General features: G+C 61.8%; 21 protein-coding genes. 14 read left to right on the top strand and 7 right to left on the bottom strand.

What is annotated here, in order from left to right; all coding sequences use genetic code 11:
- Positions 1–3: 3 nt before the first annotated feature.
- On the bottom strand, positions 4–3,921 hold the full coding sequence (locus OJ996_RS00360; RefSeq protein WP_264509993.1) for a PAS domain-containing protein: 3,918 nt from the start codon (positions 3,919–3,921) through the stop codon (positions 4–6).
- A gap of 722 nt (positions 3,922–4,643) precedes the next feature.
- On the opposite strand from OJ996_RS00360, the gene OJ996_RS00355 reads away from it, so the two are divergent.
- Complete coding sequence (locus tag OJ996_RS00355; RefSeq protein WP_264509991.1) at positions 4,644–8,075, top strand: hypothetical protein; 3,432 nt, start codon at positions 4,644–4,646, stop codon at positions 8,073–8,075.
- A 32-nt stretch (positions 8,076–8,107) separates the two neighbouring features.
- Positions 8,108–8,827: a hypothetical protein gene (locus tag OJ996_RS00350; RefSeq protein WP_264509989.1), complete on the top strand. Its 720-nt coding sequence runs from the start codon at positions 8,108–8,110 to the stop codon at positions 8,825–8,827.
- Positions 8,828–9,141: 314 nt separating this feature from the next.
- On the opposite strand, the gene OJ996_RS00345 is transcribed toward OJ996_RS00350, so the two are convergent.
- Positions 9,142–9,516 carry a molybdopterin synthase catalytic subunit gene (locus OJ996_RS00345; RefSeq protein ID WP_264509987.1) on the bottom strand — a complete coding sequence of 125 codons (375 nt, stop codon included), beginning with the start codon at positions 9,514–9,516 and terminating at the stop codon, positions 9,142–9,144.
- Positions 9,517–9,527: 11 nt separating this feature from the next.
- Complete coding sequence (locus tag OJ996_RS00340; RefSeq protein WP_264509985.1) at positions 9,528–9,758, bottom strand: MoaD/ThiS family protein; 231 nt, start codon at positions 9,756–9,758, stop codon at positions 9,528–9,530.
- 99 nt (positions 9,759–9,857) lie between these two features.
- On the opposite strand from OJ996_RS00340, the gene OJ996_RS00335 reads away from it, so the two are divergent.
- Genes OJ996_RS00335 through OJ996_RS00320 form a run of 4 tightly spaced genes read left to right on the top strand, consistent with a single transcriptional unit; the run spans position 9,858 to position 12,424 of the window.
- Positions 9,858–11,030, top strand: a complete 1,173-nt coding sequence (locus OJ996_RS00335) for a molybdopterin molybdotransferase MoeA (protein WP_264509983.1) — start codon at positions 9,858–9,860, stop codon at positions 11,028–11,030.
- A 14-nt stretch (positions 11,031–11,044) separates the two neighbouring features.
- Positions 11,045–11,491: a cyclic pyranopterin monophosphate synthase MoaC gene (moaC, locus tag OJ996_RS00330; RefSeq protein WP_264509981.1), complete on the top strand. Its 447-nt coding sequence runs from the start codon at positions 11,045–11,047 to the stop codon at positions 11,489–11,491.
- On the top strand, positions 11,488–11,961 hold the full coding sequence (mog, locus tag OJ996_RS00325) for a molybdopterin adenylyltransferase (RefSeq protein WP_264509979.1): 474 nt from the start codon (positions 11,488–11,490) through the stop codon (positions 11,959–11,961). The genes moaC and mog overlap by 4 nt, the downstream gene beginning before the upstream one ends.
- Positions 11,962–12,019: 58 nt before the next feature.
- Positions 12,020–12,424 carry a hypothetical protein gene (locus OJ996_RS00320; RefSeq protein WP_264509977.1) on the top strand — a complete coding sequence of 135 codons (405 nt, stop codon included), beginning with the start codon at positions 12,020–12,022 and terminating at the stop codon, positions 12,422–12,424.
- A gap of 243 nt (positions 12,425–12,667) precedes the next feature.
- Here OJ996_RS00320 and OJ996_RS00315 read toward each other — a convergent pair whose 3' ends face one another.
- Positions 12,668–15,061 (bottom strand): hypothetical protein, encoded by a 2,394-nt coding sequence (locus tag OJ996_RS00315; RefSeq protein WP_264509975.1) that lies wholly within the window; start codon positions 15,059–15,061, stop codon positions 12,668–12,670.
- A 135-nt stretch (positions 15,062–15,196) separates the two neighbouring features.
- Between OJ996_RS00315 and OJ996_RS00310 the strand changes: the two genes are divergently transcribed.
- Entirely contained in the window at positions 15,197–15,787 is a 591-nt protein-coding gene (locus OJ996_RS00310) for a GNAT family protein (protein ID WP_264509973.1), read from the top strand.
- Positions 15,788–15,872: 85 nt separating this feature from the next.
- Positions 15,873–20,378 carry a PKD domain-containing protein gene (locus OJ996_RS00305; RefSeq protein WP_264509971.1) on the top strand — a complete coding sequence of 1,502 codons (4,506 nt, stop codon included), beginning with the start codon at positions 15,873–15,875 and terminating at the stop codon, positions 20,376–20,378.
- 12 nt (positions 20,379–20,390) lie between these two features.
- Here OJ996_RS00305 and OJ996_RS00300 read toward each other — a convergent pair whose 3' ends face one another.
- Together OJ996_RS00300 and OJ996_RS00295 are read right to left on the bottom strand one after the other, a co-directional pair.
- Positions 20,391–20,954 carry an SET domain-containing protein gene (locus OJ996_RS00300; RefSeq protein ID WP_264509969.1) on the bottom strand — a complete coding sequence of 188 codons (564 nt, stop codon included), beginning with the start codon at positions 20,952–20,954 and terminating at the stop codon, positions 20,391–20,393.
- 26 nt (positions 20,955–20,980) lie between these two features.
- Positions 20,981–21,613, bottom strand: coding sequence for a hypothetical protein (locus tag OJ996_RS00295; RefSeq protein ID WP_264509967.1), 633 nt, complete (start codon positions 21,611–21,613; stop codon positions 20,981–20,983).
- Positions 21,614–21,829: 216 nt separating this feature from the next.
- On the opposite strand from OJ996_RS00295, the gene OJ996_RS00290 reads away from it, so the two are divergent.
- From OJ996_RS00290 to OJ996_RS00265, 6 genes are all read left to right on the top strand, one after another.
- The gene (locus OJ996_RS00290; protein ID WP_264509965.1) at positions 21,830–22,423 is read left to right on the top strand and encodes a sigma-70 family RNA polymerase sigma factor; all 594 of its coding nucleotides are present in this window, start codon (positions 21,830–21,832) and stop codon (positions 22,421–22,423) included.
- Between the two features lie 63 nt (positions 22,424–22,486).
- Positions 22,487–22,879 carry a hypothetical protein gene (locus OJ996_RS00285; protein ID WP_264509963.1) on the top strand — a complete coding sequence of 131 codons (393 nt, stop codon included), beginning with the start codon at positions 22,487–22,489 and terminating at the stop codon, positions 22,877–22,879.
- 15 nt (positions 22,880–22,894) lie between these two features.
- A complete protein-coding gene (locus tag OJ996_RS00280) occupies positions 22,895–23,749 on the top strand; it encodes a S1C family serine protease (RefSeq protein ID WP_264509961.1) in 855 nt (284 codons plus the stop codon).
- 10 nt (positions 23,750–23,759) lie between these two features.
- Positions 23,760–24,086, top strand: coding sequence for a cupin domain-containing protein (locus OJ996_RS00275; protein ID WP_264509959.1), 327 nt, complete (start codon positions 23,760–23,762; stop codon positions 24,084–24,086).
- A 17-nt stretch (positions 24,087–24,103) separates the two neighbouring features.
- On the top strand, positions 24,104–24,229 hold the full coding sequence (locus OJ996_RS00270) for a hypothetical protein (protein ID WP_264509957.1): 126 nt from the start codon (positions 24,104–24,106) through the stop codon (positions 24,227–24,229).
- A gap of 30 nt (positions 24,230–24,259) precedes the next feature.
- Positions 24,260–25,609, top strand: coding sequence for a sulfatase family protein (locus OJ996_RS00265; RefSeq protein WP_264509955.1), 1,350 nt, complete (start codon positions 24,260–24,262; stop codon positions 25,607–25,609).
- Here the strand turns inward: OJ996_RS00265 and recF are convergent.
- Positions 25,606–26,667 (bottom strand): DNA replication/repair protein RecF, encoded by a 1,062-nt coding sequence (recF, locus tag OJ996_RS00260; RefSeq protein WP_264509953.1) that lies wholly within the window; start codon positions 26,665–26,667, stop codon positions 25,606–25,608. The two genes, OJ996_RS00265 and recF, sit on opposite strands and share 4 nt — an antisense overlap.
- Positions 26,668–26,781: the final 114 nt, after the last annotated feature.

The raw sequence follows: 26,781 nt of genomic DNA, 5'->3' as shown, positions 1-26,781 counted from the left end.
GCCCTAGGCAGTGGGCTCCGACTCGAGGAGGCTGCGGATAGAGGATGGATGGGCGGGCTTCACCAAGTGGTGATCGAAGCCGGCTTCCCGGGTTTTGCGACGATCATCGGCCTGCCCCCAACCGGTGAGCGCGACGAGCAGCACAGCCTGTCCCCATTTCTCCTGGCGGAGAAGGCGGGCGGCTTCCCAGCCATCCATGACCGGCATGCCGAGATCCATGAACACGATGTCCGGGAGATAGCTCTCCGCCAGATCCAAGCCAGCCCGGCCATTCGCCGCGACCCGCACCTCATGCCCCATCTGCTCGATGGCCATGGCAAGGGTTACAGCCGCGGCTTCGTTGTCATCCACGACCAGAACGCGACGACGCGATCGCGGGGCAGCCGCCTGTATCCCGCCATTACCAAGATCCGGGATGGCGGCGACCTCGTCAGGCAGAGGCAAACGGAAGCTGAAAGTGCTGCCGAACCCCGCCCCGGCGCTTTCCGCGCGCACGCTACCGCCGTGCATTTCCACCAAGGACTTGACCAAGGTGAGACCGATCCCGAGGCCGCCATAGTCCCCGCCTTCCACAGGTGCGACTTGGGCGAACATCTCGAAGATCCGCTCCAGCATGGCAGGAGGAATGCCGATCCCGTTATCCTGCACCTTCACGCAGACCTCGGAGCCGCCGTGGCTGACCTCCAGTGCGATCTTGCCGCCGCGGCCGGAGTACTTCGCAGCGTTGTTGAGCAAGTTCGAGATCACCTGGGCCAGACGGTGAGGGTCCGCCTGAAGGTATACCGGTTGGTCCGGGAGCGTGACCTCGAGCTGGTGGCCGGCTTCATCGATGAGCGGGCTGGAAGCCTCCACCGCGCTCCGGACAATCGCACCTAGTTCCGCGGGAGCGACGCGGAGTTGGAGCTTACCGCGGGTAATCCGGGAAACATCGAGCAGGTCATTCACGAGCATGACCAACTGCTCCACCTGACGCTCCATGGTGGAGCGGAGACGCTCCATCGTTTCCGGACGGTCTCCCGCCATCTTCATCACCTCCAGTCCGGTGCGGATGGGGGCCAAGGGATTCCGCAGCTCATGCGCGAGGGTGGCGAGGAACTCATCCTTGCGGCGGTCCGCGGTGCGCAGGTTATCCACCAAGCGGAGCCGGGCGTAGGCTCCGGTAACGTAGTGGGCGATGGTCTCCATGAACTCCAGCTCATCCGGATCGAAGGCATCCCGCGTGGTGCTGGCGAAGGACAGGGTCCCTAACAGTTCGTCCCCGGCGATCAGTGGATTGCAAGCGTAGGCGCGGATGCCCATGCCTTTGACGAGTTGGACCATCGGTTTGTCGGAATACTGGATGCGGCTTTCAACGATGGCATGGCGGCATAGCGCGACGGTGCCGCAGACCGCCTGCCCGAACTCCAGGCGATGCAGGCCATCGCGGAGATCGGGATTGATGCCGCGGCAGGACTGAAGTTGAAGAGCCTCTCCCGCTTCATTCACCATGAAGTTGAAGAAGACATCCACCTCCAGCATAGGGCTGATCTTCGAGAAGACCCGCTGGAGCATGGCATCCGGATCCTCCGAGGTGAGGATGATACCGGCCGCCTCCCACAGCAGGCGCAGGCGCCGGGCCTGGCGTTCCAGCAGCATCTCGGTGCGCTTGCGATCGGTGATATCGAGCGCCATGACGTAGAAGCCGCGGACTCCGCCGGTGATGCGGAAATCCGGGACATAGGAGATCTCCAAATCCCGCATGCCCAGCTCGCGATGGCGGGTGGGGCCTTCAAACTTGACCGTCTGCCCTTGCAAGACCCGGGCGATATAAGGCGCACGCTGACGGTAGGTTTCCTCATCGAGGAGTTCCTTGAGCGGCTTGCCCTTCATCGCTCCCGGCTTCACGCCGAACCATTCCTGATAGCGGCCGTTGGCGAAGCGGAACACTTCATCCCGATCAAGATAGCTGATCAGCGCCGGCACGTGGTCCGAAACGAGGCGCAACTGGCGGCGGCTCTCCCGCAATGCGGACTCCGAGCGGGCGCGCTGAACCATCGGCCAGACGCGGGCAACGACATGCTCGATCAGGCTGAGTTCTTCCGGCGCCCATGGTCTGGGGCGATCGTCCGTGACGGCCAGGACAACGGTCGCATTGCCCTCGCCCTTGAATGGCTGCACGGCGTATGAGAGCACACCCAAGTGGCGATAGGCTTCGCCGCGATCACGGGTGAGAGGATCGCTGAAGACATCGGCCACGGCGAAGTTGCCCGACGAATAGCTCCGCCACCATTCGTCCCCGCCGAAATCGCTCAGCGGATAAGAGCCGCCGATATCGGGAGCATCGTCGCGGACCCAGTTCTCCCGGACGTCGATCCGATCCTGTCCCGGGTCACATTCGACAAAATAACAGCGATGGGAGCCCAATCGCTCGCCCACGCAGCGGACCGTGGCGGCGATGATCTCCTTCTCCGAACTGAGCGAAGCAAGGGTCCCGCTGAGTTCGCTGAGGAACTGGGCGCGATCCTCCACGATCTTGCGCTCGGTGACATCGCGGGTGATGCCGGCAATCGCTTCCACCTCGCCATCCGCACCGATCACCGGGCTGAAAATGTAGTCGTAGATGCGGCGGCCCGCCGTGCCATGGAAGGGTACCTCCCCGCGGATGGGGAGCTTGGTGGCGATCACCTCCTCGATCTCGCGGGAGTGCATCTCCGCGTGCCATGGCTCGTAGCCGAGTTCCAGGCAGGTCTTGCCGATGGATTCCTCCGCAGTCTTGCCCCACATCTTGAGCAGGGCCTCATTCGCATAGGTGAAGCGGTGCTGGCGGTCGAAGACGTAGGCGAGGTCTGGAGTGGTGGAGAGCAGTCCCTCGTAGAGGCGGCGCTTCCGCATCGCCTCCGCGGTGATCATCTCGAGTTCCTCGGCCGAGCGGCGGCGCTCGGTGATATCGACGCAGGAGCCGATGTAGCCGGTATGGCAACCATTGGCATCGACGAGCCGGAGCGCATCTCCCTGCACCCAACAGATGGAGCCGTCCGGCCGGAGAAAGCGGAACTCGCTAGCGGACGAAGCGTGATCGCGCACGGCATCATCCCATCCTCCGAGCACTCGCTCGCGATCTTCCGGATGGAGCGCCGTGGTCCAGCCGCTGCCGAGCGCCGCGGCCGCGCTCATGCCGGCCATCTCGCACCAATTCCGGTTCACGAAGAGTGCCTTCCCGTCGGGCGCTGAAAGAAAGATGCCGACCGGGGCATGGTTGGCCAGGGTGCGGAAGCGCTCCTCGCTCTCGCGCAGGAGGGCCTCGACCCGGGAACGTTCGGTGATATCGATGGCCACGCCGCAGACACCCGCCGGGCTGCCATTTTCTCCGAGCAGAGGAAACTTGGAGGCCAAGAAGCGGCGGCCGTGGACGGACTCTTCCCAATCGACCGCCACCCCGCCCTCCATGACCTGTAGATCGTGGGTCCGGATGATGTCCGCGAGCTCCCGGGAGAGCATGTCGTGATCCGTTTTGCCCTCCACGCCCTCGGGATGACCGAGCGCCTCGCAGGCGATGCGGTTGGCAAGGGTGTATTCCCCGGCGACATCCTTGGTAAAGATGGCGACGGGCGAGTTCATGGCCAGGGTGCGGAAGCGCTGCTCCGTCACGCGCAGGGCCGCCTCGGTGCGTTTGAGGCCGGAAATGTCGCTGAAGTAGAGATCGACGTAACCTGCGTCCGCGAAGGGTACGATCGCGACTTGGTAGAAGGCCTCCGCCACACGCAGTTCGACGCTGCTTTTCACATCGGAGCGAAGGGAGCCGCCCACAAATTCCGCCCATGAGGACGGTACCAATTCGCCACGACTGCAACCCAGAGAACTCAGGAGGGCATCTGCCGCGGGGTTGGTGAAGGTAACCATGCCCGCGGCATCCACCCGGAGGACCGGCGAGGGATTCTCCATGGGCAACCGGCTTATGGATTCCCCATCAATGAGTTCTTGGACCGTGGCGAGCGCTCCGGCGACGACTCCATCGGGATGATGAAGCAATCGCGGGGTGAGTAGGATGCGACGCCGGATTCCATCGGGCCGCTCGATGAAAAGCTCCGAGGACGCTTCGGAAAGGCCGCCATTCAAGAGCAGAGCGAGGGGGGAACTCTCCCGTGGAAGCTCGCGCCCATCCGGCCGCAGGAGACGGGCGGAGCCACACCAGCGATCATGACCGATTTCGGGTTGTCGCCCCCAGAGTTCCGTGGCCGCCGGATTGAAGGACCGGAGGTAGCCCTGAGCATCACACGTAAATACAGCAACGGGGAGGAGCAGGAGGAGGTCCGCCGTCGGCACGGGCGTTTCAAAGGCTCGGGTGTCACCAGAGGTCCGGGGCATCGCTAGCCAAGTTCCTAGCTCAAGAGAGATGCTCTTCCAACCCGATCTTTAAGGAGGGTAAGAAAAGTAAAATCTTACAAGAACCGTTCTCTGTGACGCAAAAACTGAATCGGGAGAACTATTTACAATGTATATTCGTCAAAATTAGGTTACTGAGTAAACCGGTGAGCGTCCGCGAGCGTATAGTCCGTGGAAACCCGTCATCTGATGAGCCTCCGCTCATGGCAACCCGTAAACAACCCATAGGTCCGATGTACCCGAACATCCGAAGAAACCCCAAACAGGGAGGTTTCGCACTAGTGATCACCCTCAGCCTGATGGTCTTGCTGACCGTTTTGGCCGTAGGCTTGATGTCGCTCAGCGCGATTTCGCTCCGCTCCTCCACCACCGGCGACGACCAAGCGCAGGCGTATGCGAATGCCCGGATGGCGGTCATCATGGCACTTGGCCAGTTGCAGAAGCATGCTGGCGACGACCGGCGAATCACGGCAGACGCCTCGATCGCGACAGGAGTTTCGCAGGAGCAACTGGTAGGGGTCTACAACTCGTGGACCCACAACTTCGTGTCCCAACCGGACAAGTCGATCGCCAGCAGCCAGTACACGACGCAGAAGAACACGGCCTTCCGCACTTGGCTGGCTTCCAGCATCGACAGCGAAGCGCTGAAGAACCGGGACTTCCCGCAGAGCGCGCCGGCACAGGACTGGGTGAAGCTTTTCACGCTGGCGAAGAACGGCTTCGACCTCAGCGCGCAGCGAGTGCCGACCGAGACCGGTGCGCTGGCGTGGGTCGTTGCGCAGGAAAACACCAAGGCGAAGGTGAACGTGGGCGGTCCCGATACTGACGAGAAGCTGCCGCGCAATGCGGTGCTGCAGGCGCAACCGCGGCCTTCCCTAGCCGATGCAGAGGGCCTCAAGCAGCCGGATTCCGGCTTCGAGCTGCGCTCGGGCAAGGTTTTGTCCGTGAATCAGATCAGCTTGGATAGCGCCCTTTCCGACTCTCCGAACAACCTGATCGGAAAGAGCTTCACCACTTCTTCCAACGGATTGCTGACCGACGCAGTCTTCGGCGGCCTGAAGGTGGATCTCAACTTGGGCTTCGAGCTTTCAGACGGCCAGTTTGCTGCCAGTAACTGGGGCGACACGCCAAACCCCTTCCGCGGGAACAAGTCGAAGGCGGGCTTCTCCGTACCCAGCAGCGGCTCGGCGAACTTCCGCGGCGAGATGCCGCTGTTCCGCCCGATCTCAAATACCGAGAACCCGCTGGTGACCTCGGTGCTCAACTATGACGGGGTTTTCCAAGTGGCCGAGCGGTTCTATGGTGCCGCGGTTCCGACCTTCGACCACCTCCGCTCCTACTATCGGATCGCCCACCACATGTATGGTGGCAACAGCCCGCCGACGGTTGCTGAACGCGCACTCGACCACCGGGCCCTCACTTTGACCTCCGCGGGATCGGCCTTGCCTACCCCGTCCAAGGCTCCCCGCGGCATCAAGTCGCAGACGGCTCTCAAGCCGGTTCTCAACCGGATGGTGTATCTCCTGAGCGCCACGCTCGATAGCGGTGGTGCGGCGAATATCGTCATCACCCCGGTCATTTCGCTGTGGAATCCCTACAATTCCGCTCTCGAGATCGAGGGGGCCGCAGCCTACCAGTGGATCGACGTTCCTTACAACTTCAGCTGGGAGGTCAAGCGCAGCACCCTGCAAAAGACCTATGAAGTCGGCATGGCGCCGCTGATGGGCAAGCAGTTCGTGCATGTCGGCCACGGCCGCCAGGTCAACCCTTACTTCCTCTGTCAGATCTCGAACGACGGCACCGGCGGAACGAGCACCCCGATCCGCTTCGAACCGGGTGAAGTGCGGGTGTTCGCCCCTTCGACCCCCACGACGACGCTGTTCCAAAAGATGGATCCGCTCGTCAACAAGACGATCAAGATGCGTCCTGTGGCGGATGCCAGCCAGCTCAATACCAAGGGTGGCCTGAAGGTTCCGATGGGATTTGCCGACGGACCGAACGACGCGGTGAAGCTGGTGCCCTTCCAATCGAGCGACACCTTCAAGATCCAAGTCCGCATGAGTAACAACAGCGGAGTCTACCACTATGGCGTCACGCTGGAGGATGCCACCCGCCTGAAGACGACTATCGCCGAGGGCGTGCAAGGGGGCCAGGCAACTTCGGACATCTACATGCTGCGTTTCGTGGCGGATGCCGCTTCCTTCCAATCCCCGTCGATCTCCGGTGCAGCCTTGAAGGCTGCCACTCCTACTCCGGTTGGAGTGATCGAGTCCTTCCATCGCACCGCGGTGGAGAACGTCGACGGCCGTGCGGTGGCGGATCTGGTTTACACCACCAATCCGCGCAATCCCTCGATCACCCACGTGCTGGCCAACGGAACTTTCCCGGCGGCCCCGCACTATCAATCCACCATCCGGGCCACCGCCAGCTTCAACGGGGCGATCCAGACCACTGCGGACGGACGGAATTCGTTCTGGGGTAACTCCCATGGCGCCTCCGGCCAGCATATCCTGCCGTTCTTCGACCTGCCGAGGCAGCCGATGCTTTCGCTGGCGAACTTCCAGAACGCGGATTTGGCCTCCTCGCCGTATGCTCCCGCCTACCAATTCGGCAACAGCTGGGCTTCGGCATGGTTGGGCCGTAACCGGGCGGCCTTCCGTATCCAGAAGGATACCCAAACCCCGGCTCCTGTTTACGATACCTGCTTCCTCACCAACGAGGCTCTGTGGGACGGCTATTTCTTCAGCGGCATCGCCCCGTGGCTCACCCCGGGTTCCCGCCCGAGCATCACCAATGCCTGGGACAATCCGGTGGCCAGCGAAAACAAGACCACGAAGAACGTGCTTCAAGAGTTCATCGAAAATCCACTCGAGCGACCGCTCGGCAATCCCCGCATGCGTCTCTACCGCGGCGATATGAACGACGAGGACCTGGTCTCCGAACTGACCGACTCCGCCGGTTGCACGAAGGCGGCAGGCCACCTGATGGTGGACGGCGCGTTCAACATCAACTCTACCGACGAAGAAGCTTGGGTGGCGGTGCTTTCCGGCCTCCGTGGCCAGCGCTTCGAGACGGACGGCATGAGCGCCGGCGCTAGCAATAAAGCCAGCTATCCCCGCTTCCGTAGCCCGACGGGCAACGACGGCAATAATTGGAATGGCTTCCGCTCCTTGGACGACAATCAGATCCGTTCCTTGGCCCGAAACATCGTGACCCAGGTGCAACGCCGCGGACCATTCCTGTCGTTGGCCGAGTTTGTAAACCGCCGTATCGAAACCACCGATCTGGGCCGCAGCGGTGCGATCCAGTCGGCGATCGATGCCACCGGCCTCAACACCAGTGCCAACCAGTCGAACTTCGCCACGACCTTCTACCCGAATGATGCGCGCGGCCACATCGTGGCGAACACCGGTATCGGCATCCCCGGTTATCTGTCACAGGCGGACCTGTTGCAGTCCCTAGCCCCAGTCATCACCTGCCGCTCGGATACCTTCACGATCCGCGGCTATGGTGAAACCAAGAACGGCGACGGCGAAGTCACGGCCCGTGCCTGGTGCGAAGCGGTAGTGCAGCGGGTGCCGGATTTCATCGATCCGGAAGATGAATCGTATTCCGCGATTGCAGACCTGACCCTGGTGAATCAAACCTTCGGGCGCCGCTTCGAAATCGTTTCCTTCCGCCAGATCCCGCGCGCGGAGATTCAGTTGCAGTGAAGAGGCGAACGTCCGAACCCATCACCGTCTCCATGCTATTCCATCGCGGCGCCCAAAAACTCGGCCTCCTCTCGTTCCTGCTGCTGGCTTTCCAAGGATCGCTGGCAGCAGCACCCTACCGTTTCCTCTCGTTCGACGAGTCCATCTCGAACCGCAAGCTGGCGGTGAAGAAGGGTGAGGAAATCGTGGAGATCAAGGACCTTCATCACTTGAAGCGGTCGCCCTCGATCAATGTGCCCGAGGACATCCCCTTGACCTTGGTCGCACTGGACAAGACCAGTCCGGACGGCAAGCAGGTGAGCGTGGACGCGAAGCTGCCAGCCGGGGTGACCAATCCCCTGGTGCTGATCCTGCCTGACACTTCCAACCCGACCGGAGTTCGTCCCTATGTGATCGAAGACAACGCGGGACGATTCAGGTGGGGTTCGATCCGGTTTCTCAACGCGACCGGCAAACCGGTGATGACCAAGGTCGACAAAAAGGTGACCGAACTGCCCGCAGGTTGGACCCCGGTGGATGTCGATCCGGGTGGTGACATGCGCAACATGGGGATCCAGGCCGCTTACAAGGCAGCACCTACCCAGATCCTCTACTCCGCCGTGTGGGAGCATAATCCCGATGTGCGCGAATTGGTGATCGTACTCCCCGGCACCAATGCACGGACGGGCGAGATGGAGTTCAAGATCATCCCCGAGGACCGCAAGGTCGTGGCGGCGGAGGCCGAAATGGAAAAGAAAAAGGAAGAGCAATAGGAGCCCTCCGGATTCCAACCGTTTCTCACAGCCCCGCCTGCGACCTTGTCGCAGCGGGGCTTTTTTCGGCCTTTGCCAGCACCAACCTAGTTGGACACGAAGACCACCGCGAAGGCGAGAAAGGTCATGAGGGCGACGAAGAGCAGGAGGCCTGTGTATTTCCAGAACGAGGGCGGCTTCAAATGGCAGTGTATCGGGGGTGCGCCCCTTCCGAGCATTGCAGGTGCCACACCGCCTGCCGAAATGCGAACCGATCCGAGTATACTTCAGGAGCGGGAGCCAATTCCCGAGACGCACTTCATGGATGCCTGAAACTAGACCCTCTTCCAGATAGGGACATCCAGCTTCAGACGGTCGATCGCGTCAGAAAGGAAGGCCAGCGCCTCCCGCCGATGGGAGGAAAGCACGCGAATAAACAGCGAAGCCTCCCCCACCGGAACCCAGCCGGTGCGGTGAATGAAGAGAACCGAGGCACAGGGATGGATCGCGGCCAGCTCATCGAAGTGGCGCTGGAGAACCATGCGCGCCATCGGCTCGTAGGCCTCGTACTGCAGACCGCCCAAGGCCTCGCCGTTCTCCATTTCCCGGACGATGCCGCGAAACTCTACGGAAGCACCGATCTCAAGCGAGGGCAGGACCTCAGGCGGAACGACGATGGGATCGGCGGTAAAGTGGATTTCAGAAAGCATGGGCGGATCGATCAGCCTCCGGAAACGGGTGGGATAATCGCGAGCTCGCGAGCCGAGCCGAGAGGTGTGTCCCAAGTGGAGAACTCGCAGTCCAGCGCCACCCGGAGATGGGTGAGATCCGCATCCGGCCGCAGGCGGAGGAGAAGGCTGCGGGCGGTATCCCCCGGCTCACAGGCAAGCTCCTGCCGGCTAAAGCCGAACAAATCCTGCGACTGGGCAAAGGCGAGCACGACGATGGACATCCACGCGGGAAATAGCCGGGCGCAGGAGGATGCGCGAACGCTTTTTTCCCGGCCCGGCTGGGAGGTTGATCCCTGCCCGGACCGCTTGTAGACGGATGCATGATTTCCTTGGAGGAAGCCCGGCGCATCATCGCGCAGGCGGTACCGAAGCTCGGGACGGTGGCCGTCCCTCTGGCAGAAGCACGGGGCCGGCTGCTGGCGGAGGACGTGCGCGCGGACGCATGGTATCCATCCGGCGATCGAGCGACCATGGATGGCTACGTGCTGCGGGCGGATGCAGAGCCGGGGGAGTTCAAGATCACCGGAGAGATCCAAGCGGGTGCGGTGCCGACCGAGGATCTGGCCGCAGGCGAGGCCATGCGGATCTTCACCGGTGCGCTTGTCCCGGAAAGCGGCGGACGAGTCGTGCCCCAGGAAATGACCGTGAGGGACGGAGAGATCGTGCGTATCGCCGAACTCCCGAAGAACCCATTCATTCGCCTGAAGGGTCAGGAAGCAACTCCGGGTACGGCAGTCGTCGTAGAAGGAACTCGGCTCGGCGCGACCGAGCTCGCCATGCTGGCCCAGGTGGGTGAGGTCATGCCGATGGTGACCCGCCTGCCGGTGATCCGGCACGTCGCGACCGGAGAGGAACTGGTGGGCCCCGAGGAGAAGCCGTCCGCAGGCATGATTCGCGATACCAACTCCACCCTGCTGGCTGCGTTGGTAGCGGCAAATGGCGGAGCTTCGCTGCAGAGCTTCCGCTGCGGAGATGATCCCGCGGCGATGGCGACGATCTGTGCGGAGCCCTGCGACCTGCTGTTGATCTCCGGCGGTGCCAGCGTGGGCGACTACGACTTCGGTGCCCGGGTCCTGCGCGACCTCGGATTCGAGATCCACTTCGGCAAAGTGAACCTGCGCCCGGGCAAGCCGCTCACCTTCGCGACCCGGAACGGCCAGGCCGCCTTCGTGATACCGGGGAATCCCGTCTCCCACTTCGTGTGCTTCCACGTGGCGATCCGTCTCGCCCTCGAACTGATGGCGGGGGAAGAGCGGCCTTGGGAACTTGTCGATCTACCACTGGCAGGAGGCGAACCCGTGAAGCCCGACGCCCGCGAGACCTTCTGGCCGGCCCGGGTGGAGATGGAAGCCGGGAGGCTCGTGGTCCGGCCGCAACGCTGGTCGACCTCCGGCGACACCTTCTCCCTGCTGCGGACGAACGCGCTGGTACTTGTCAACCAAGCCTCGCCCGTGGAGGGTGTGGCGAAGACGCTGCTGCTTACGGCACTCTAACATCTCTCCCTGACATGGCGGAATTCTCGCATCTGGATGCCGAAGGAACGGCACGCATGGTCGATACCGGCGCGAAGCCGGTGCAGCGCCGCCGCGCGATCGCGGTCGGTTTCGTGGAATGCGCTCCCGCAACCGTCGCAGCGCTGCGGGAAAAGGCACTACCGAAGGGCGACGTGCTGACCGTAGCCCGCATCGCTGCCATTCAGGCGGCGAAGCGCACCGACGAATTGATCCCCCTCTGCCACAGCCTGCCCCTCGACGCGGTGGACGTGGATTTCGAAGTGACCGACAAGGGCGTGGCGATCCGCGCGACGGCGAGCACCTCCGCAAAGACCGGAGTCGAGATGGAAGCGCTCACGGCGGTCTCCGTCGCAGGCCTGACCATCTACGACATGTGCAAGGCCATCGACAAACAGATGGTGATCGGCGGGATCCGGGTGACTGACAAGATCAAGGAATGAAGGTTGCCCGCCTGACCCTGAGCGACCGGGCAAGCGCCGGAGTCTATGAAGACCGCAGCGGACCGGAAATCGAGCGTGTCTTCGGGGAGGCGGAAGCAGGGCCGATCGAGTGGCTGCGGATCGTCATGCCCGACAACCGTGGGGAGATCGAGGCACTGCTGAAGCAACTCGCGGACGAGGAGCGCTGCGACCTGATCCTGACCACGGGAGGCACCGGTCCATCGCCACGTGACGTGACGCCGGAGGCGACCAAGGCGGTTCTGGAACGCGAGCTTCCCGGATTCGGAGAAATCATGCGGGTACAAAGCTTTGCCAAGGTCCCGACCGCCATCCTGTCCCGCTCTACCGCGGGCACGCGCGGCCGCAGCATGATCGTGAATCTGCCGGGCAATCCGAAGGCGATCGGCGAGTGCCTCCCCTTGCTGATCCCCGCGATCCGGGAGGCGATAAAGCACCTCCACGAGGGCTGAACAGCATCATCGGGAATCCCGATGATCCAATACCCTCCCCGCCATTTTCATGGCGGGCATGCTTACCAGTTACCTAGGCCCCGTGCCGGTGGATGCCGACTTCAAAACCAAGCGCGGCAAAAAGGTATCAGTGATCGCGATGAAGGCTCCGCAGGCGATGGGAAGCCAATTCGCGAAGTGCCTCAACTCGAAAGGCTACAAGGTGACCCTGCTGAACGTGCACCCCGAGATAAAGGGTTTCAACCCGACGCTGGCCAAGCCGAACGCCAAGAAACCGGTCCAAGGCTCCATGTTTGATACCGCCACGCAGAAGCGCCTCTGGCGCGCTCCGCTGGCGACCATCGATCCCGGCTCCGGAGTGCGGGTGGAAGACGATAGCGATGCCGGTCTCTTCCGAGCACTGGACACCGCGGTGCAAAACTCCTCGAACACCCTTCAGTCCAACTTCTTCGACGGTTGGTAAGCATTTGCCCCGCTGACCGCACGGTGGCCCTGAAAACGGAAGTCCCCGGACCTTTTCAGGTCCGGGGACCCGGCCCCCGGGCGGGAGCCGCCGGATTTGTCATCCCGCACCCCCTCCATGGCAGGCGCGGAATTCGCTCATGACATCTAGAGAATGTCGCGAGTCCGAAATTGGTTGTGATATAATTAACGGGGAGCTTTACGCAGTTGCCATTCTCACCCCGCGTGGAAACACGTAGTTAGTCTAACGATAGTTCAACTGCGCGCTGAGCTCGGCGTCCTTGTCCGATCGGAAGCGGATCCAGTAAGCTTGGAAAGCTGCGGGGAAATCATGCGTCTCCGTGCCATTCACTTCGAAAGTCCGGTAGGGCACCCAATGCCCGTCACCATTGAGATCCACCTCTGCAGTGATGTTCACCAACCGGGCAGAAGTGAGGACGAGTGACTTGCGATCGAAGCCGGTCATGAGGTAGGGATCGGAGGCTTGGCCGGCTTTGACCGCGGAATCTTTCCACGGACCGCCCCGACCCCGCGGTTTACCGATCTTCCAGATATCATCGATCGCTCCAGCCCATAGCGAGGCCAGACCATCCTCCGAGCGGATGATGTGAGGATTCCCCTTCCCCTGACCCTCCGCAATCCCGGTCATGATAAAGAGTCCGCGGTAAGAGCAGAAGTCGTGAACCAGGAAATCCCCGGTGGCGATGGCGCGGGCTTTGGCGAAGCCCCCCGCATTCTCCGCGGGAAGTTCGTAAAAAGTGCCTCCGGCGTGGAATAGATCGCGCTCGGTGGCCACTTCCCGGCAGATCCGGGCGTCACCCAAGCGGGAGGCTTCCGCGGGTCCATGAGCGGGAAACCTCCAACGCCTGCCCTTGTCATCCGTGTAGAGGATCGAGGCGGCATCCTGAACGAGGCCCCCCTGCGGGATCGCCGTGTGCTTCCGCGTATGGGCAGCGAGATCCGCCTCCTCGCTCCGGCGGAGCTTGAGGTCCGCACCCAGTTCATAAGCACCGGTTTCATCGCCATCTTTGGTTGCAAGCAGAGCAAGCGTGCGCTTGTTGTCGGAGCGGGCCCGGACCAAGCCCCCACGCAGGTCGGAATCTCCCGAACGAGCAAGACCCTCGAAGATCGGGTCCGCTGATTCACCGCGCCGGTCTTCATTGCTGAATTGGAAGACAGCCATGGCCTCATCGATAGGGGCGCTGGAAACGAGGCGCACCCAAGCCCCCTTCAGATCGGAGAGATCGGTCCAGCAATAGCCACCCTCGAGCCCGATCTCGCGGACCTTCTTCCAAACTCCATCGCCCTTCTCGTCGATCTCGACCGAAACGGTGACCGGTCCGGATACCGCGGCACGGGCCAAGTGCAGGCCCTTGCGGTCGTAGCCGGAGAAGAGATAGGGATCGGAGGGCTTACCTGCCTCGACGAGGTCCCGGCTCCAGACTGCTCCACGGCCGATCACGGGCCCGAGGTCGTCGAGGCGATCGGGAGCGGTGAACCAGAGATTCGACTGCGACTGGGGTCCGGCGATCTCGCCCTTCGCGGCCCGCTTGTTGAGGAACTCCATTTTCGCGGTGTCATCGCAGCCGAAGACAAGACGATCTCCCCAACGGCAGAAATCGCCGATGACCTTGAGGTAATTCGAGCGCGGTGCGATGCCTGCCGAGTTGGCGGGAGTGAAGTTCCGCGGGAATTTCCAGAAGGTGCCGTGCATGGTCATGAGGAAGTCCCCTTCCCCGATCTCGCGGATGCGCGGCCACTCGGTATTCCAACCGTGGGCGCCATCGTAGGAGTGGGAACCCTTCGGCAGGCGGTAGAGGTGCCACTGGCCGCCGTGCAGGCACATGAGGATGAGAGAACGATGATCCCAGCCGATCGACCAGACCGGATCCTCCGCCGCGGAAGCATTGCCGGTGATGCCGCCGGGGCCGGTCACCTCGGTGAATTGGTTGCGCCGGACGAGCTGCCAATCTCCCGACTTGCCGTCCCACTCGGCAAGCACCCCGGAAGGAGTGGCGGGATCGGTCAGGGCGCTCTTCGCGTGGTCGCCATTGTTGGCATAGATGAGGCGGCCTTGGCCGGAGTAGAGGCCCTTGCCGTGATAGCCCGGGAGCTTCGCCTTGCGGCCGTCCTTGAGCTGCTCATCTCGCCAGAGTTCGGTGATGGCGAGAGTCTTCACATCCACCTCGTAGATCCCCTCCTCCATGGTGGCGTAGTAAATCTTCCCCGCGGGATCGGTGAGATGCCGGGCGTTTCCGGTCGGGCGGCCATACATCTTGGAGTACGGGATCACTCGTACTTCACGATCGGCATCGATGGCATAAGGGCCGATGAAGAGCTGCTTGGTCTCCGGGTGGATCATGCGGTTCGCCGGGGTGCCTCCGATGCTTTCCGAACGGACGATCTGCTCCAGCCCGGGCGTGATCTCGTAGAGCTTGTCGCTCGATCCCGTGGGCGAATGCGGCGCGTAGGTGACCACCCAAAGGCGATCCGCCCATGGCACCACCGCACCGGTGCCGCATTCCCCTTCATTGTTGAAGAAAGCGAGCTCGGGGTAGATACCGGAGAGCTGGACCGGTTCCGCGCGGGAAGCGGTAAGCAGGGCAAGCAGAACGAGGTTGAAGCGAGAAGCAATCATGGAGTGAGGATTCATCAGGGAGTCGACGCCGGCATTCACAGGCGAGGGTTCCGCTGCTGGAGTGTCGGACCGGTCTCTAGGTAACACATTTTTCACAGCCTTGATGAGAGTAGGGGATTCCCCGAGCATCCCGCCATGAGCATCGAGATCCGGCGGGCCACGGGAGCGGAGGTGGCGGACTATCTGGAAGACGCGGCACGGCTGCGCATCTCGGTCTTTCGAGAATTCCCCTACCTCTACGATGGGGATGTGGCTTCCGAGCGGGACTACCTCGGACACTACGTGGAGTGTCCGAGGAGCGTTTTCGTCATCGCGATCTGCGATGGACGGGTAAGGGGCGTCTCGACCGGCCTTCCTCTCGCCGAGGCAGACGAATCCTTCCAAGCGCCCTTTCTCGGTGCAGACCTGGCCCCCTCAGAGTGGTTCTATTGCGGCGAGTCCGTGCTCGACCATGCGTGGCGCGGAAAAGGAATCGGCCACCGCTTCTTCGACGAGCGCGAAGCTCATGCACGGGAGCTGGGCCTGGTGAAAACCTGCTTCTGCTCGGTGAAACGGGAGGTCGGCCATCCCTTGTTCCCTGAGGCTTACCGGCCGAACGACGTCTTCTGGACCAAGCGTGGCTACCTCAAGCGACCGGATCTATCCGCCCGCTTCGTATGGAAGCAAGTGGACTCCGCGGGGGAGGAGCAGAACGAACTGGTGTTTTGGACGCGGGATAAGGCCTAACCCATAGTCAGGTCCCACTGCGTATTTTCAGGACTGCGACCGGACATAAGTCGACAAATTCGGTTCGATCTGCCAGCCAGTCGCCGTGATTCGACGAGCCCCCCTGATCATCCCGATCATCTGCGTGATCGGACTGATAATCTATCTCATTCAGCCACAACAAGCTAACTTCGACAGGGCAGCCGCGGAGCCGGTGTATTCGTCCACGGTCGAGCGCTCCGATTCAGCGTCAGATTCCGGCGAGGATCGGACAGGAGTCCGCGAGGAGAATTCCGGGCCGGAAGAGATGCAGGAGAAGGTTGATCTGGCGATCTCCCGCAAGGAGCGGCTGCTCAAGCTCATGACCACCGATCCGGAGCAGGCTCTGGCCCAATCCATTTCGTATCGCGACTACGACCGGCTGCCCGGGGAGCTGAAGCCCCACTTTGAAAAGCCCTTCAACGAGGTCGGCCACCTCCACGTTCTTCCGGTCTGCAGCGGCGACTCCGATCTCGAACCGCTCAGGTCACTCGAGATCTCGGGCCGGACCTACGAGGTCACAGTCACGGGTCGTCGGCTGAGGCAGACCAGCAAGGAGAACACGCCCTTGGCCGGCTTTACCCTCGAAGGCAAAGCGGTGCTGAAGGAAGAAACTCTCGAAGCACTCTCGAAGGAAGATGCCGATCACTTGGCAGAGCTTCCATCCGGCCAAGCCGACCCCGATCGGGATTTCGCGACCGGGGCTTCTTTGGGACCGGATCATCTTATCGCTCTGGCAGCAGGCAAGCGCTATCACTTCGCTGATGCCAGCTCGCTGGCCGAGTTCAACCGTCGACTGGGAGAACTTGACCTGACACCCGGCCCGCATGGAGGAACGAGGGTCATTCTAGCCAAAGGGACATCCGACACGAATGATCACGGAGGATTCGATTGGGATGCCGCCGCGAAATGGACCCGGGATGAAGCCAGCTCCTGGACCGAGACCCCGAAGAATGTCTTCTTCATCCGCGTGGATTTCCCGAATCTACCGGGGGACCCCTCGTCACAAGTGGATCTGCAATCCACACTCAACGGGCCTGTCTCCGACAGCATCGCGGAGATGTCCTATGGCAAAACCAAGATCGTCGCCGCCGTAAGCGCCATGACGGTCCGCCTTCCCCAAACCACCAGCTACTACCGTACCGGCGAAAAGAATGCCGAGCTCCACTCGGATGCTAGAGCTGCTTACCAAGCGATCGCGGGGGCGACCTCACTCAGCGGCTACGATATCATCGGCGTGCATTTCAGGTCGATCAGCATGAGCTCCGGCAATGTCACCTACTCGGGATTGGCAAGTACGGGAGGATCGCAACAGTGGATCCAAGGGAGTGCCAGCACCGCGACTCTCATCCATGAGTTCGGGCATAACTACGGCATTCTCCATGCCAGCTTCTGGAAGACCACCGACGGCTCGGTGGTGGGCACCGGGACAAGCGAGGAGTATGGAGACACATTCGACCTCATGGGAAGCGGGCCCAACCGCGCGCATCACTTCGGACCGCGGGGCAAGCATGCTCTCAACTGGATTAGCAGCTCCCAGGTCAACGCCCTTTCGTCGGCCGGCCATTCCGGAATTTACCGGATCCATCGCTTCGATCATCCCGATACCACGGGTGAGAAGCGGGCACTGCGGATCGCTAAGGCTACTGGATCGGATTTCTACTGGGTCGGCTACCGCCCCGGCGTCCCGGGCAATCCTTGGCTGCAGTCGGGTGCCTTCCTGACTTGGGAGAAACCGGGGACATCCAAGACTTGGCTTCTTGATGCCACTCCCGGCACCCCGATGGGCAAGACCGATGGGGCCATCCCCTTGGGCTCGACCTACTCGGACCCGGCCGGACAAGTACACATCACACCCCTAGCCCGCGGAGGCACGCCCGCAGACGCCGATGCCTGGCTGGACATCAACGTTCAGATCGGCAATTTCACCAACAATAGAGCGCCCGTGGTCAACCTGACAGCCCCGGCAACGGGGGCCGCGCGAGTCCCGATCACTTTTTCTGCCAGCGCCACCGATCCTGACGGAGATGAGCTTTCGTATAGCTGGAGCTTCGGCGACGGCAGCCCCTCCGTGAGCTCGAACTCGGTTAGTCACACTTGGGTCATGGGAGGAACCTACACTGTCAAGGTGACCGCAAATGACATGAAGGGGCGGACTGCATCGGCACAAGCGAGCATCACCATCTCGGACCCCCTTACCAATTGGAGTTCTCGTCCTACGCCCGAGAATTTCAATTCGATCCACTACCACGAAGGCCGCTATGTCGCGGCTGGAACGAGTGGATTCTACTATTCGGCGGATGGGATCAATTGGTCCACCACACAAAGTTACCCTCCGGGATTTCAGTCCATCATCCTCGTTCACGACGGGGAAATGTTCGTGGCGATGGTAAATGGTTTCAACTCATGCACTCCCTACGTGTCGGAGGACGGAAAGATCTGGCGCTCCGGTGCACCGATGAGCACGCCGGTTCAGTCGCTTGCGACAGGGCCCGGGGTAATCATCGCATTTACCTCCGCCGGTCAGTCCATGCGATCAACCGATCATGGAAGAACTTGGGTGAATACCCCGCTGCAGAGCAGCCAAGTGGTTTCGTATGCGGTTTTCGGCAACGATGTGTGGGTTTTCGTGGGCCCGGCCTTCCACGCTTCCGCTGGCAAGGTCTGCACTTCTCCTGACGGAATCTCTTGGACGGAGCAGGTCGGCGCCTTGAACCTTCCTACTAATTCCTACATTCATACCCTGAAGTTTATCGACGGAGCCTTCTACACGGCAGGTACCCGCACGGGCATCTATCGTTCCGTGGATGGTGTGACATGGAACAAGATGTCGATCATCGGACAGGAAGATTACACCATCGAAGCGATCTTCGAAGGGCCGGACTTCATGATCGCCTCCGGCAGCCGCGCGAGCGATCGGGTATACCTGATCTCCTTCGACGGTGAATCGTGGTATCCCGGCCCGGCACCTTCCCAGAACTATCCCTATTTCGCCGATGGTAGATTCATTGCCGGTGGAAGCGGGTTCCATTTCACGCCGAGCTTTGACTTGGAGAACCGGCCGCCTGTCGCCATCATCTCCGGCCCCTCCACCTGCGAGTCACGCGCGGTCGCCACCTTCCGCGCCACGGCTTCCGATCCGGACGGGGACAACCTGACTTTGTTGTGGGATTTCAACGACGGGTCTCCTTTGGAAGAGTCGTCCAATTGCCATCATCGCTTCGTCGCCGGGGGAACCTATCAGGTTAGGCTTCATGCGATCGATCGCCGCGGCGGAATCGCCACGGCATCGATGACCGTAACCGTAAGCGACCCGCTCACCGAATGGACGCAGGTGAACTCGGGCACCACAGGTCATTTGGAAACGATCACCGCGGGTAACGGGAAATTGGTGACGCTCGGCTACCCGGCAGGAGTTTACCGGGTCTCCAGCGATGGAGAGAATTGGACCGGTGGAAATCTCGGGGGGAATGTCACCTTCGGGCGGGTCATTCACGATGGCTCACAGTTCATCGCTTGTGGCGCGGATCACGACGGAGCATGGAAGGGAACGATCTATACTTCACCCGACGGACTAGCCTGGACCCGCAGGTATTTCGCGGGGCAATCGCTCGGGGAGATTTCCTACGGTGCCGGCCGCTATGTCGCGGTTGGCGGGGAGCCCGGCACGATGCTCACTTCAGAGGACGGGATCACTTGGTCCCAGATCCCCTCGGGAACAAGCGGGTATCTCGTGTCGATCGACTATGGCGACGGCCAGTTCGTGGCGGGAGGTTTCCAGCCCGAAAAACTGACACTGACGTCTCCGGACGGCTTGATGTGGACCAATACGAGCAGTGGAATTCCGTCGGGCGGCACAAGCATCCGGCTCGTCCGTCATTCACATGACCGGTTCCTTGCAACCGGAGAGTCCGTCGAACTCCTCTACTCGCTGGACAAGGGAGCCAGCTTCCAAAGCAACGGGCACAGAGCGTGGAACGTCGTCGACTTCTGCTACGCCGGAGGTTTCCACTTCGCGTGCGGGAACCTCCGCAGCAGTTCCTCCACCCGGGTGAACCTAGTCTCGCTCGACGGAGCCTCATGGAGCCCCCTCCCAACTGCTCAGGAGCAGCCATCCCGCACCGAAGCGACTTACTTCAACGGGCGCTTCTACACTTCCGGCGGCAATGGCTCGATCTGGCGATCGGGTGTCGTCATTCCCGCTGCCGCCCCCGGCTATGCCGGTTGGCAGCAAAGCACATTCCCCGGGACCGACCCGCTCTCGGCGCCGGAGGAAGACTTCGATGGCGACGGCATGCCGAACATTGCCGAGTATGCCACGGGGACGGATCCGAAGAACAGTGCCGACCGGGTCTCTTTCGCCGGCAGGATGTCGGCGGATCGGTTCATCTTGGAAATACCCAAAGCGGCAGGCGCAGACGACGTCACATTCGCCGTTCAGTATTCGCCCGATCTGGATGAATGGAGCAGCAACGGGATCACCGTGATCGAAGATACCCCGACACGTCTGGTCGTCAGTATCCCGCTGGGCTCTTCCAGAGGGTTCCTCCGTCCGAGCTTCGCCCTCGACTAGGAACCGGCTTCTTCACTTCCCCGCAGCCTTGGCCGCAAGGATCTCCTTCAATTGCGGCCATTGCTCGCGGCTGACGATGTAGCCGATGCAGCTCGCCTTGCCGCAGAGGCAGGGGTGATCCTCGTAGCAATCGACGTCGAAGGCGTAGTCGAAGGTCAGCTCCTCGCCTTCCTTGATCTCGCCCAAGGAGTGGATGAAGATCCGGCGGCCATCGATCCAGGCCTCACAGTTCGGTTCGCACGAGTGGTTGATCAGCCGGGCGGTATTCCACGGCACGTTGCCGTCGATGTCGTGCTTGCTGGTGAGCGTGAAGATGTAGACGGCGGCATCGCCGGTTTCCTGCGAATGGGCATGCTGCGCCCAAGCCCGACGCTCGCTTTCCTCCTTGTCGATCACCTCGCCCACATACTCGATGATCTTGGTGCCCGCGGCGATGTCCTGGGTGGCATAGACACCACGCCCGTGGATCTTCGAGCCGCGGACTTCACAGAGATCGCTTTGGCCCCGCTGCCAGAGCTGTTTGAGCTTCTTGTACAGGGCAGCCTCCTCCAGCAGCTGTTTCGTTTTCTTGCCCATGGTTGCCTTTCGCGCCGCGCCCTTGCTCATTTGACTTTCTTCTCTTCGGCTTTGATCTCCGGGAGGGCGAGGTTTTCCGGGAGGTTAAAGAAAAGGCGGCGCAACTCGGAAACACGGAGCTTGCTGCCGTCGATGAAGGTCCAGTCATTCTTGCCCTTGTCGGAAATCGCCACCTGGAAGCTGCTGCTGGCCCAGACTTGAGATTTCGGCGCCGGATCCCCCGGCTTCGCGGGCGGCATGATGCGGATCTCCGTGACGGTGGGGACCAGGAGCAGCCACTTCTTGAAGATCATCTTCTCAACCTTCCGGCCGTCTTCCACCACCTCCTCTTTCCCGGAATCCACCTCGTAGGCGGTCGGCTTGCCATCCACCCGGAACGAGAGGATCGAGATACCCTGCGCCGCCATTTGCTGACCAACGCCGGCCATGGTTTCCTCCAAGGCCTTCATCCCGCCCGGGACCTGGGCTGCCAGGCGATCCTTCCACGGCTGGTACATCCGGTCGATGGCCACCTTGTGGTTTCCGACCACCACCTGCTGGCCGAGTTCCTTCACCGCGGCTACCGCCGAATGTTCGACTTCCGGTGGCAGGGCCACTTGCGCGGAGGCGGGCAAGCAGGCGAGGGAAATCAAGGCTGCGGACAGAAAGGCTCGGATCACGACGAATGAGATGCCCGGGGCGACGGGGGGCGTCAAGAAAGGGAACCGGACAATCGCAAGGGAAATCACGGATCCTTCCGCAAGGGCCACCGACTTTCATCCCCCTCCCTCGGAATCACGGTCATTTCCCTGAGCCCTAACGCCTTTCTTTACACTTTTTCACAAGCGTGTAGCCTCGGAGCCGCTCACCCCTACTCCCCCCGACCACCCCCGAAGATGCCGGATGATCCCCTCCAGCCGGATCCGGACGAAGATCTCGTTGCGCGCGCCCGTACCGGCGACACGCGCGCGTTCGACGCCCTGATCCTCAAATACGGCGAAAAGCTGTACGGCCTCGTCTACAACATGACTTCCCACAAGGAAGACACGTACGATCTTCTCCAGGATATCTTCGCGAAGGCCTATCATTCCCTGCCCAAGTTCCGCGGGCACTCCAGCTTCTACACCTGGATCTATCAGATCGCGGTGAACATGACGCTGAACTTCCTGAAGAAGCGCAAGCGCCGCGCAGGCGGGATGAGCCTGAATGAAATGGACTCCGCGGTGCAGACGGACCCGGCGCTGGTGGACTCCAGCCATATGGCCAATCCGGAGAAGCAGAGCAAACTCCACGAGCTTCAGAAAAGATTGAACGAAGCGATGCTCGGCCTGTCAGAAGCGCATAGAACCGTAGTGACGATGTTCGACATCCAAGGCATCCCGCATGCGGAGATAGCACGAATCCTGAAGACCTCGGAAGGAACCGTGCGATCCCGCCTGCACTATGCCCATCTGCAACTGCAGTCGAAGCTACAGGACTACTGGGAGTGAGGAATTTGAAAAAACTCCTTGCACAACGCGCGGAAATTTTAGATTTATTAACCATCAATCGCTGTGAAGCCGACTGTTGAAGAGATTGGAACCCTGCTTGCCCTCAAGCGCCACGAGCGCCCTGAGGATGGGTTCCTTGATGATTTCCTCCGGGATTTTCATCAGCGTCGGCGTGAAGAGGAGTCGCTGAAGGCGGGTCCGGCGGGTTGGTGGCACCGCTTGTCCTCGTGGGCATCCGGTCTTGGAGCTTCGAAATGGGCTTATGGAGCCGGTCTTGCTTACGCGACGGTGATGGCCCTCTTCCTCCTCTCTCCTGATCCGGTTCAGGTTCAGCAGGCACCGATCGTGCCAGCCAAGTACCAAGTGCAACCGGCGGAGCCTGCTGTGATCGAGCAATTGGACGCGCTTGATTTGCGTCCCTCGTCGCAGGGCACCACGGGCGAGCAGGAGTTCTGAAGTTCCCACTTCCGGATGATTTGCTCTTCTTGGCGGTGCCTGCCGGCGCTAGTCGCGGTTTTTTGCATTTCCGCTCCTGCGGATGCAGCGGAGTCCTCCTGTGCCGCGACCTTCCCCGGGCCTGCGGGCGAGGTGCAGTCGGCGGCCTTCCCGATCGGTGATGGCCGACACTTCGTGGCAATCGCCCTCTCGGGTGTGCAGGCGGACGGAGGCAAGCTGCGCACGAACGGACGGGTGCTGCCCGCCGAACTTTTTGTCGACCCGGTTTCGCGAGTGGTGATTTTCAGAATCTCCGGAGCCCCGGACCAGCCGCTTGCCTTGGGAAAAAACGGCCTCCAGATGGGAGCCGACCTGAAAGCCCGCGGCGGGAGCACGGGCCGCACCAGCGGCTGGGTGAAGCAGATCAACGGCAAAATGCTGCCGCTCTCTCTCCTCAAGGTGGACTACGCCGAAGCCGCCCCCGCCGCCGGCACTCCCCTGCTGGATTCGGCCGGAGCGGTGGTCGCGGTGGCGCACCAGACCACCTCGGCCAAAACCGGCTACGCCATTCCTGCAGAGGTCGTGCGGCGCGTCTTGGAGGACGTTCAGCACGACGGTCGCGTCTCGCGCGGATGGATCGGACTGAAGCTCCTTCCCCAAGCCGCCAAGCCCCAAGTCACCAAGGTGCAGGAGGGCTCGCCCTCGGCACAGGCGGGAATCCAAGCGGGTGACGTATTGATGGAAGTGGGTACGCGCTCCCTCTCCGACTATGCGGACGCCGTGAACGCCTTCTACTTCCTGCAACCGGGGGTGCCCTCGGCCCTGCGGGTGAAGCGTGACGGGCAAGAAATCTCCGTATCCGTGACGCCGGTGGAACGGCGCGGCGAGTAAGGGAATCGCCATGGAGAAACTCCGCAGGGGAAAGCTCGGTGAAGATGCGGGCGGCCAGCCGGGGGAAGAAACCTTCCACTCCCTGTTAGCCTGCCGTGACTTCGAACTGGAGGAGATTGTCTCGCGTGGTGCGGCGAGCCCCGAGGGCTTCTGGTATGATCAGCAGCGTCACGAGTGGGTGCTATTGGCCAAAGGCGAGGCGACACTGCGCTTCGAGGATGGCGAGGTCATCGCACTGAAAGCCGGCGACCACCTCACCATTCCTGCAGGCAAGCGTCACCGCGTGGAGTCCACCTCCGCGGACGCGGTGTGGGTGGCATTGCACTTCCGGGCTTGAATGGCTAATGTGATCCAATGAAGGGCCGCATGCCTCATCCCGGGCTGCTGGATCTGCTGATGCCGGGAGTGCTGTTCGTCGCCCTCATCGGCACTTGGCTGATCCAAGGCTGGAGGCGTCTGATGGAATGGTTCTTCGGATGAAACTCCTCCATTCGCAGCGTATTGGACGCCATGAAGCTTTTCGGGATTATCCTGCTCTCGCTAGTCGGGCTGGCTACGGGCGAGGAGAGGCAGCGGCCCAACATCGTGCTCCTGTATGCGGATGACTGGCGACACGACACCTTGGGCTGCGCGGGGAATCCCGTGGTGAAGACGCCGCGACTGGACGCCTTGGCCACGGAAGGACTGCGCTTCACCCATGCCTGCGTGACCACCTCGATCTGCGGGGTCAGCCGTTCCTCGCTCCTCACCGGCCAGTGGATGTCCCGACACGGCAACCGCGGCTTCGACATGTTCAAGACACCATGGGCGGAAACGCTGCCCGCACTCCTCCGCAAGGATGGCTACTGGACAGCCCATGTCGGCAAGTGGCACAGCGGACAGCTCCCGAAGGACGAGTTCGACTTCAGCCGCGTCTACGGCGGCAAGCATTGGCTGAAGCGCGAGGATGGATCGGAGATCCACGTCACCCGCAAGAACCAGGAAGATGCCCTCCAGTCCCTCCGTGACCGACCGAAGGAGAAGCCGTTCTTCCTCACCCTCGCCTTCTTCGCCACCCACGCGGAAGACGAGAATCCGCAACAGTATCTACCTCAAAAGGAGAGCGAATCGCTCTATGCGGACACTGTGATCCCCATTCCCGCGACAGCGAACGAAGCAGCCTTTCGCAAGCTCCCTCCCTTTCTCCAGCAAGCGAAGAACGAAGGTCGTGTCCGCTGGGGCTGGCGCTTCGATAAGCCGGAGAAATACCAGACCATGATGAAAAACTACTACCGCATGGCCACGGAGGTCGATGCGGTGTGCGGCAGCGTCATCGACGAACTGAAAGCCCAAGGCATCTGGGAAAATACCTTGGTCATCTTCACCACGGACAACGGTTACTTCCACGGCGAGCACGGCCTTGCCGACAAGTGGTATCCCTATAAGGAGAGCATCCGCGTGCCGCTGATCGTGAAGGATGCCCGCATACCCGCCGCGCGGCGCGGCAAGACGGACGATCGCTTCGCCTTGAACGTGGACCTCGCGCCAACCCTTCTTACCGCGGCAGGCCTTTCGGTCCCTTCAAGCATGCAGGGCAGCGATCTCGCCAAGCTCTACCGCGGCGATGCCTCGCAGGAATGGCGCATAGGTTTCTACTATGAACATCCGACCATTACCAACAAGGAGCGTATCCCCAGCTCCGAGGCATGGGTGATGAAGGAAGCGAAGCTCATCCGCTGGCCGGAATGGGATTACGAGGATTTCTTCGACCTGAAGACCGATCCGAACGAATTGACCAATCTTATTAAAGGACCCAGGAGCAGCACCGAAATCCACAGGCTGCGGCTCATGCTTGAAGCCGGACGCAATGCAGCCCGTTAAGCAGGCTCGGCAACCCCGGATCGGACCACAAACCGCGCCATTCCACCCAAACCCTGCGAATCATCCAGCCAGCTCAGATGCGTGGTCGTGATCCACTTTTGTGCGGCGGCAGGCAGGGCATGCAGCACCGCATTGCGCCGACCGGGATCGAGCTCGCCGAAGACATCATCGATCAGATAAACCGGGAGGCTACCACGAGCAGCGGCAAGCGCCTCCCCCTGCGCAAGCTTCAGCGCCAAAGCCAAAGTTCGCTGCTGCCCCTCGCTCGCGAACTCGGCTGCCGCGAGCCCGTTGATCGAAAGCAGCAGATCATCGCGATGAGGTCCGACGAAACTCTGTCGCTGCCGCCGTTCGCGCTCGCGGGCCTGCTCCATCGCGGCACGCAGATCCATCCCTCCCGCCGCCCGATACTCCAACGTCAGGATCTCATCGCGCCCGCTCACACTCCGCTGCGCGAACGCAGCGCGGGGTGTAAGCAATTCCACGATCCGGGCCCGCGCATGGACGAGCATGCTTCCTTCCGCGATCATCACCTCTTCATAGGACCGGATCTCCTCCTCGCGCGGACGCGGATCCTTCAGCAGGAGATTCTTCGCCTTCAGGGCCCGGCGGTAACGGGCCAGCGCCGTGCGGTAGCCCGGCTCGATCTGCGAGCCGATGAAATCCAGATAGCGCCGACGCCCCTCGGCCGGCCCGCGGACCAGATCCAGATCTTCATTCCCCATCCAGACAATCAGCCCGCCATCCGCCAGATAGGCACCCGGGCCATCCCGCGGCTCCGTATCCACCGCCAGCTCCAGCCCCCCCTGCCAGCGCACCCGCCGCTCCATGTCCCAAGCCTCCCCCGCGATCCCGAATCCCGCCGCGCCCCCGATCCGGGTCAGCGCGGGCATCCGCCGCGTGCGCGGCGAGTGGAGCCGGACCAACACGCAGACAGCCTCAAGGATCGAGGTTTTCCCCTGCGCGTTGTCCCCCGTGAAGACCGCCCCCGCTGCCGGAATCTCCAGCGAGAGCCCGGAAAAACAGCGAAAATCGACGGCGCGGAGGGTGCGGAGCACGAAGAGGAGTAGCGGGTAGCAGGTAGCGGGTAGCAAGGGGGAAAAGGCATTTCGCTGCCGATGGCGCTATTCAGAAGGGCTGTTTCCCCCCGCTGCTTGCCACTCGCTACTTGC

The sequence above is a fragment of the Luteolibacter rhizosphaerae genome (genome assembly GCF_025950095.1).
Taxonomy (GTDB): domain Bacteria; phylum Verrucomicrobiota; class Verrucomicrobiia; order Verrucomicrobiales; family Akkermansiaceae; genus Haloferula; species Haloferula rhizosphaerae.
This window is presented reverse-complemented; position numbering and strand designations above follow the sequence as displayed.

Bases quoted from the DNA above. Each gene is read 5' to 3' on its own strand.
- OJ996_RS00360 (WP_264509993.1), bottom strand. From the start codon at position 3,921: ATGGAGAATCCCTCGCCGGTCCTCCGGGTGGATGCCGCGGGCATGGTT.
- OJ996_RS00350 (WP_264509989.1), top strand. From the start codon at position 8,108: ATGCTATTCCATCGCGGCGCCCAAAAACTCGGCCTCCTCTCGTTCCTG.
- OJ996_RS00345 (WP_264509987.1), bottom strand. From the start codon at position 9,516: ATGCTTTCTGAAATCCACTTTACCGCCGATCCCATCGTCGTTCCGCCT.
- OJ996_RS00340 (WP_264509985.1), bottom strand. From the start codon at position 9,758: ATGTCCATCGTCGTGCTCGCCTTTGCCCAGTCGCAGGATTTGTTCGGC.
- OJ996_RS00335 (WP_264509983.1), top strand. From the start codon at position 9,858: ATGATTTCCTTGGAGGAAGCCCGGCGCATCATCGCGCAGGCGGTACCG.
- moaC (WP_264509981.1), top strand. From the start codon at position 11,045: ATGGCGGAATTCTCGCATCTGGATGCCGAAGGAACGGCACGCATGGTC.
- mog (WP_264509979.1), top strand. From the start codon at position 11,488: ATGAAGGTTGCCCGCCTGACCCTGAGCGACCGGGCAAGCGCCGGAGTC.
- OJ996_RS00320 (WP_264509977.1), top strand. From the start codon at position 12,020: ATGCTTACCAGTTACCTAGGCCCCGTGCCGGTGGATGCCGACTTCAAA.
- OJ996_RS00315 (WP_264509975.1), bottom strand. From the start codon at position 15,061: ATGATTGCTTCTCGCTTCAACCTCGTTCTGCTTGCCCTGCTTACCGCT.
- OJ996_RS00310 (WP_264509973.1), top strand. From the start codon at position 15,197: ATGAGCATCGAGATCCGGCGGGCCACGGGAGCGGAGGTGGCGGACTAT.
- OJ996_RS00300 (WP_264509969.1), bottom strand. From the start codon at position 20,954: ATGGGCAAGAAAACGAAACAGCTGCTGGAGGAGGCTGCCCTGTACAAG.
- OJ996_RS00290 (WP_264509965.1), top strand. From the start codon at position 21,830: ATGCCGGATGATCCCCTCCAGCCGGATCCGGACGAAGATCTCGTTGCG.
- OJ996_RS00280 (WP_264509961.1), top strand. From the start codon at position 22,895: ATGATTTGCTCTTCTTGGCGGTGCCTGCCGGCGCTAGTCGCGGTTTTT.
- OJ996_RS00275 (WP_264509959.1), top strand. From the start codon at position 23,760: ATGGAGAAACTCCGCAGGGGAAAGCTCGGTGAAGATGCGGGCGGCCAG.
- OJ996_RS00270 (WP_264509957.1), top strand. From the start codon at position 24,104: ATGAAGGGCCGCATGCCTCATCCCGGGCTGCTGGATCTGCTGATGCCG.
- OJ996_RS00265 (WP_264509955.1), top strand. From the start codon at position 24,260: ATGAAGCTTTTCGGGATTATCCTGCTCTCGCTAGTCGGGCTGGCTACG.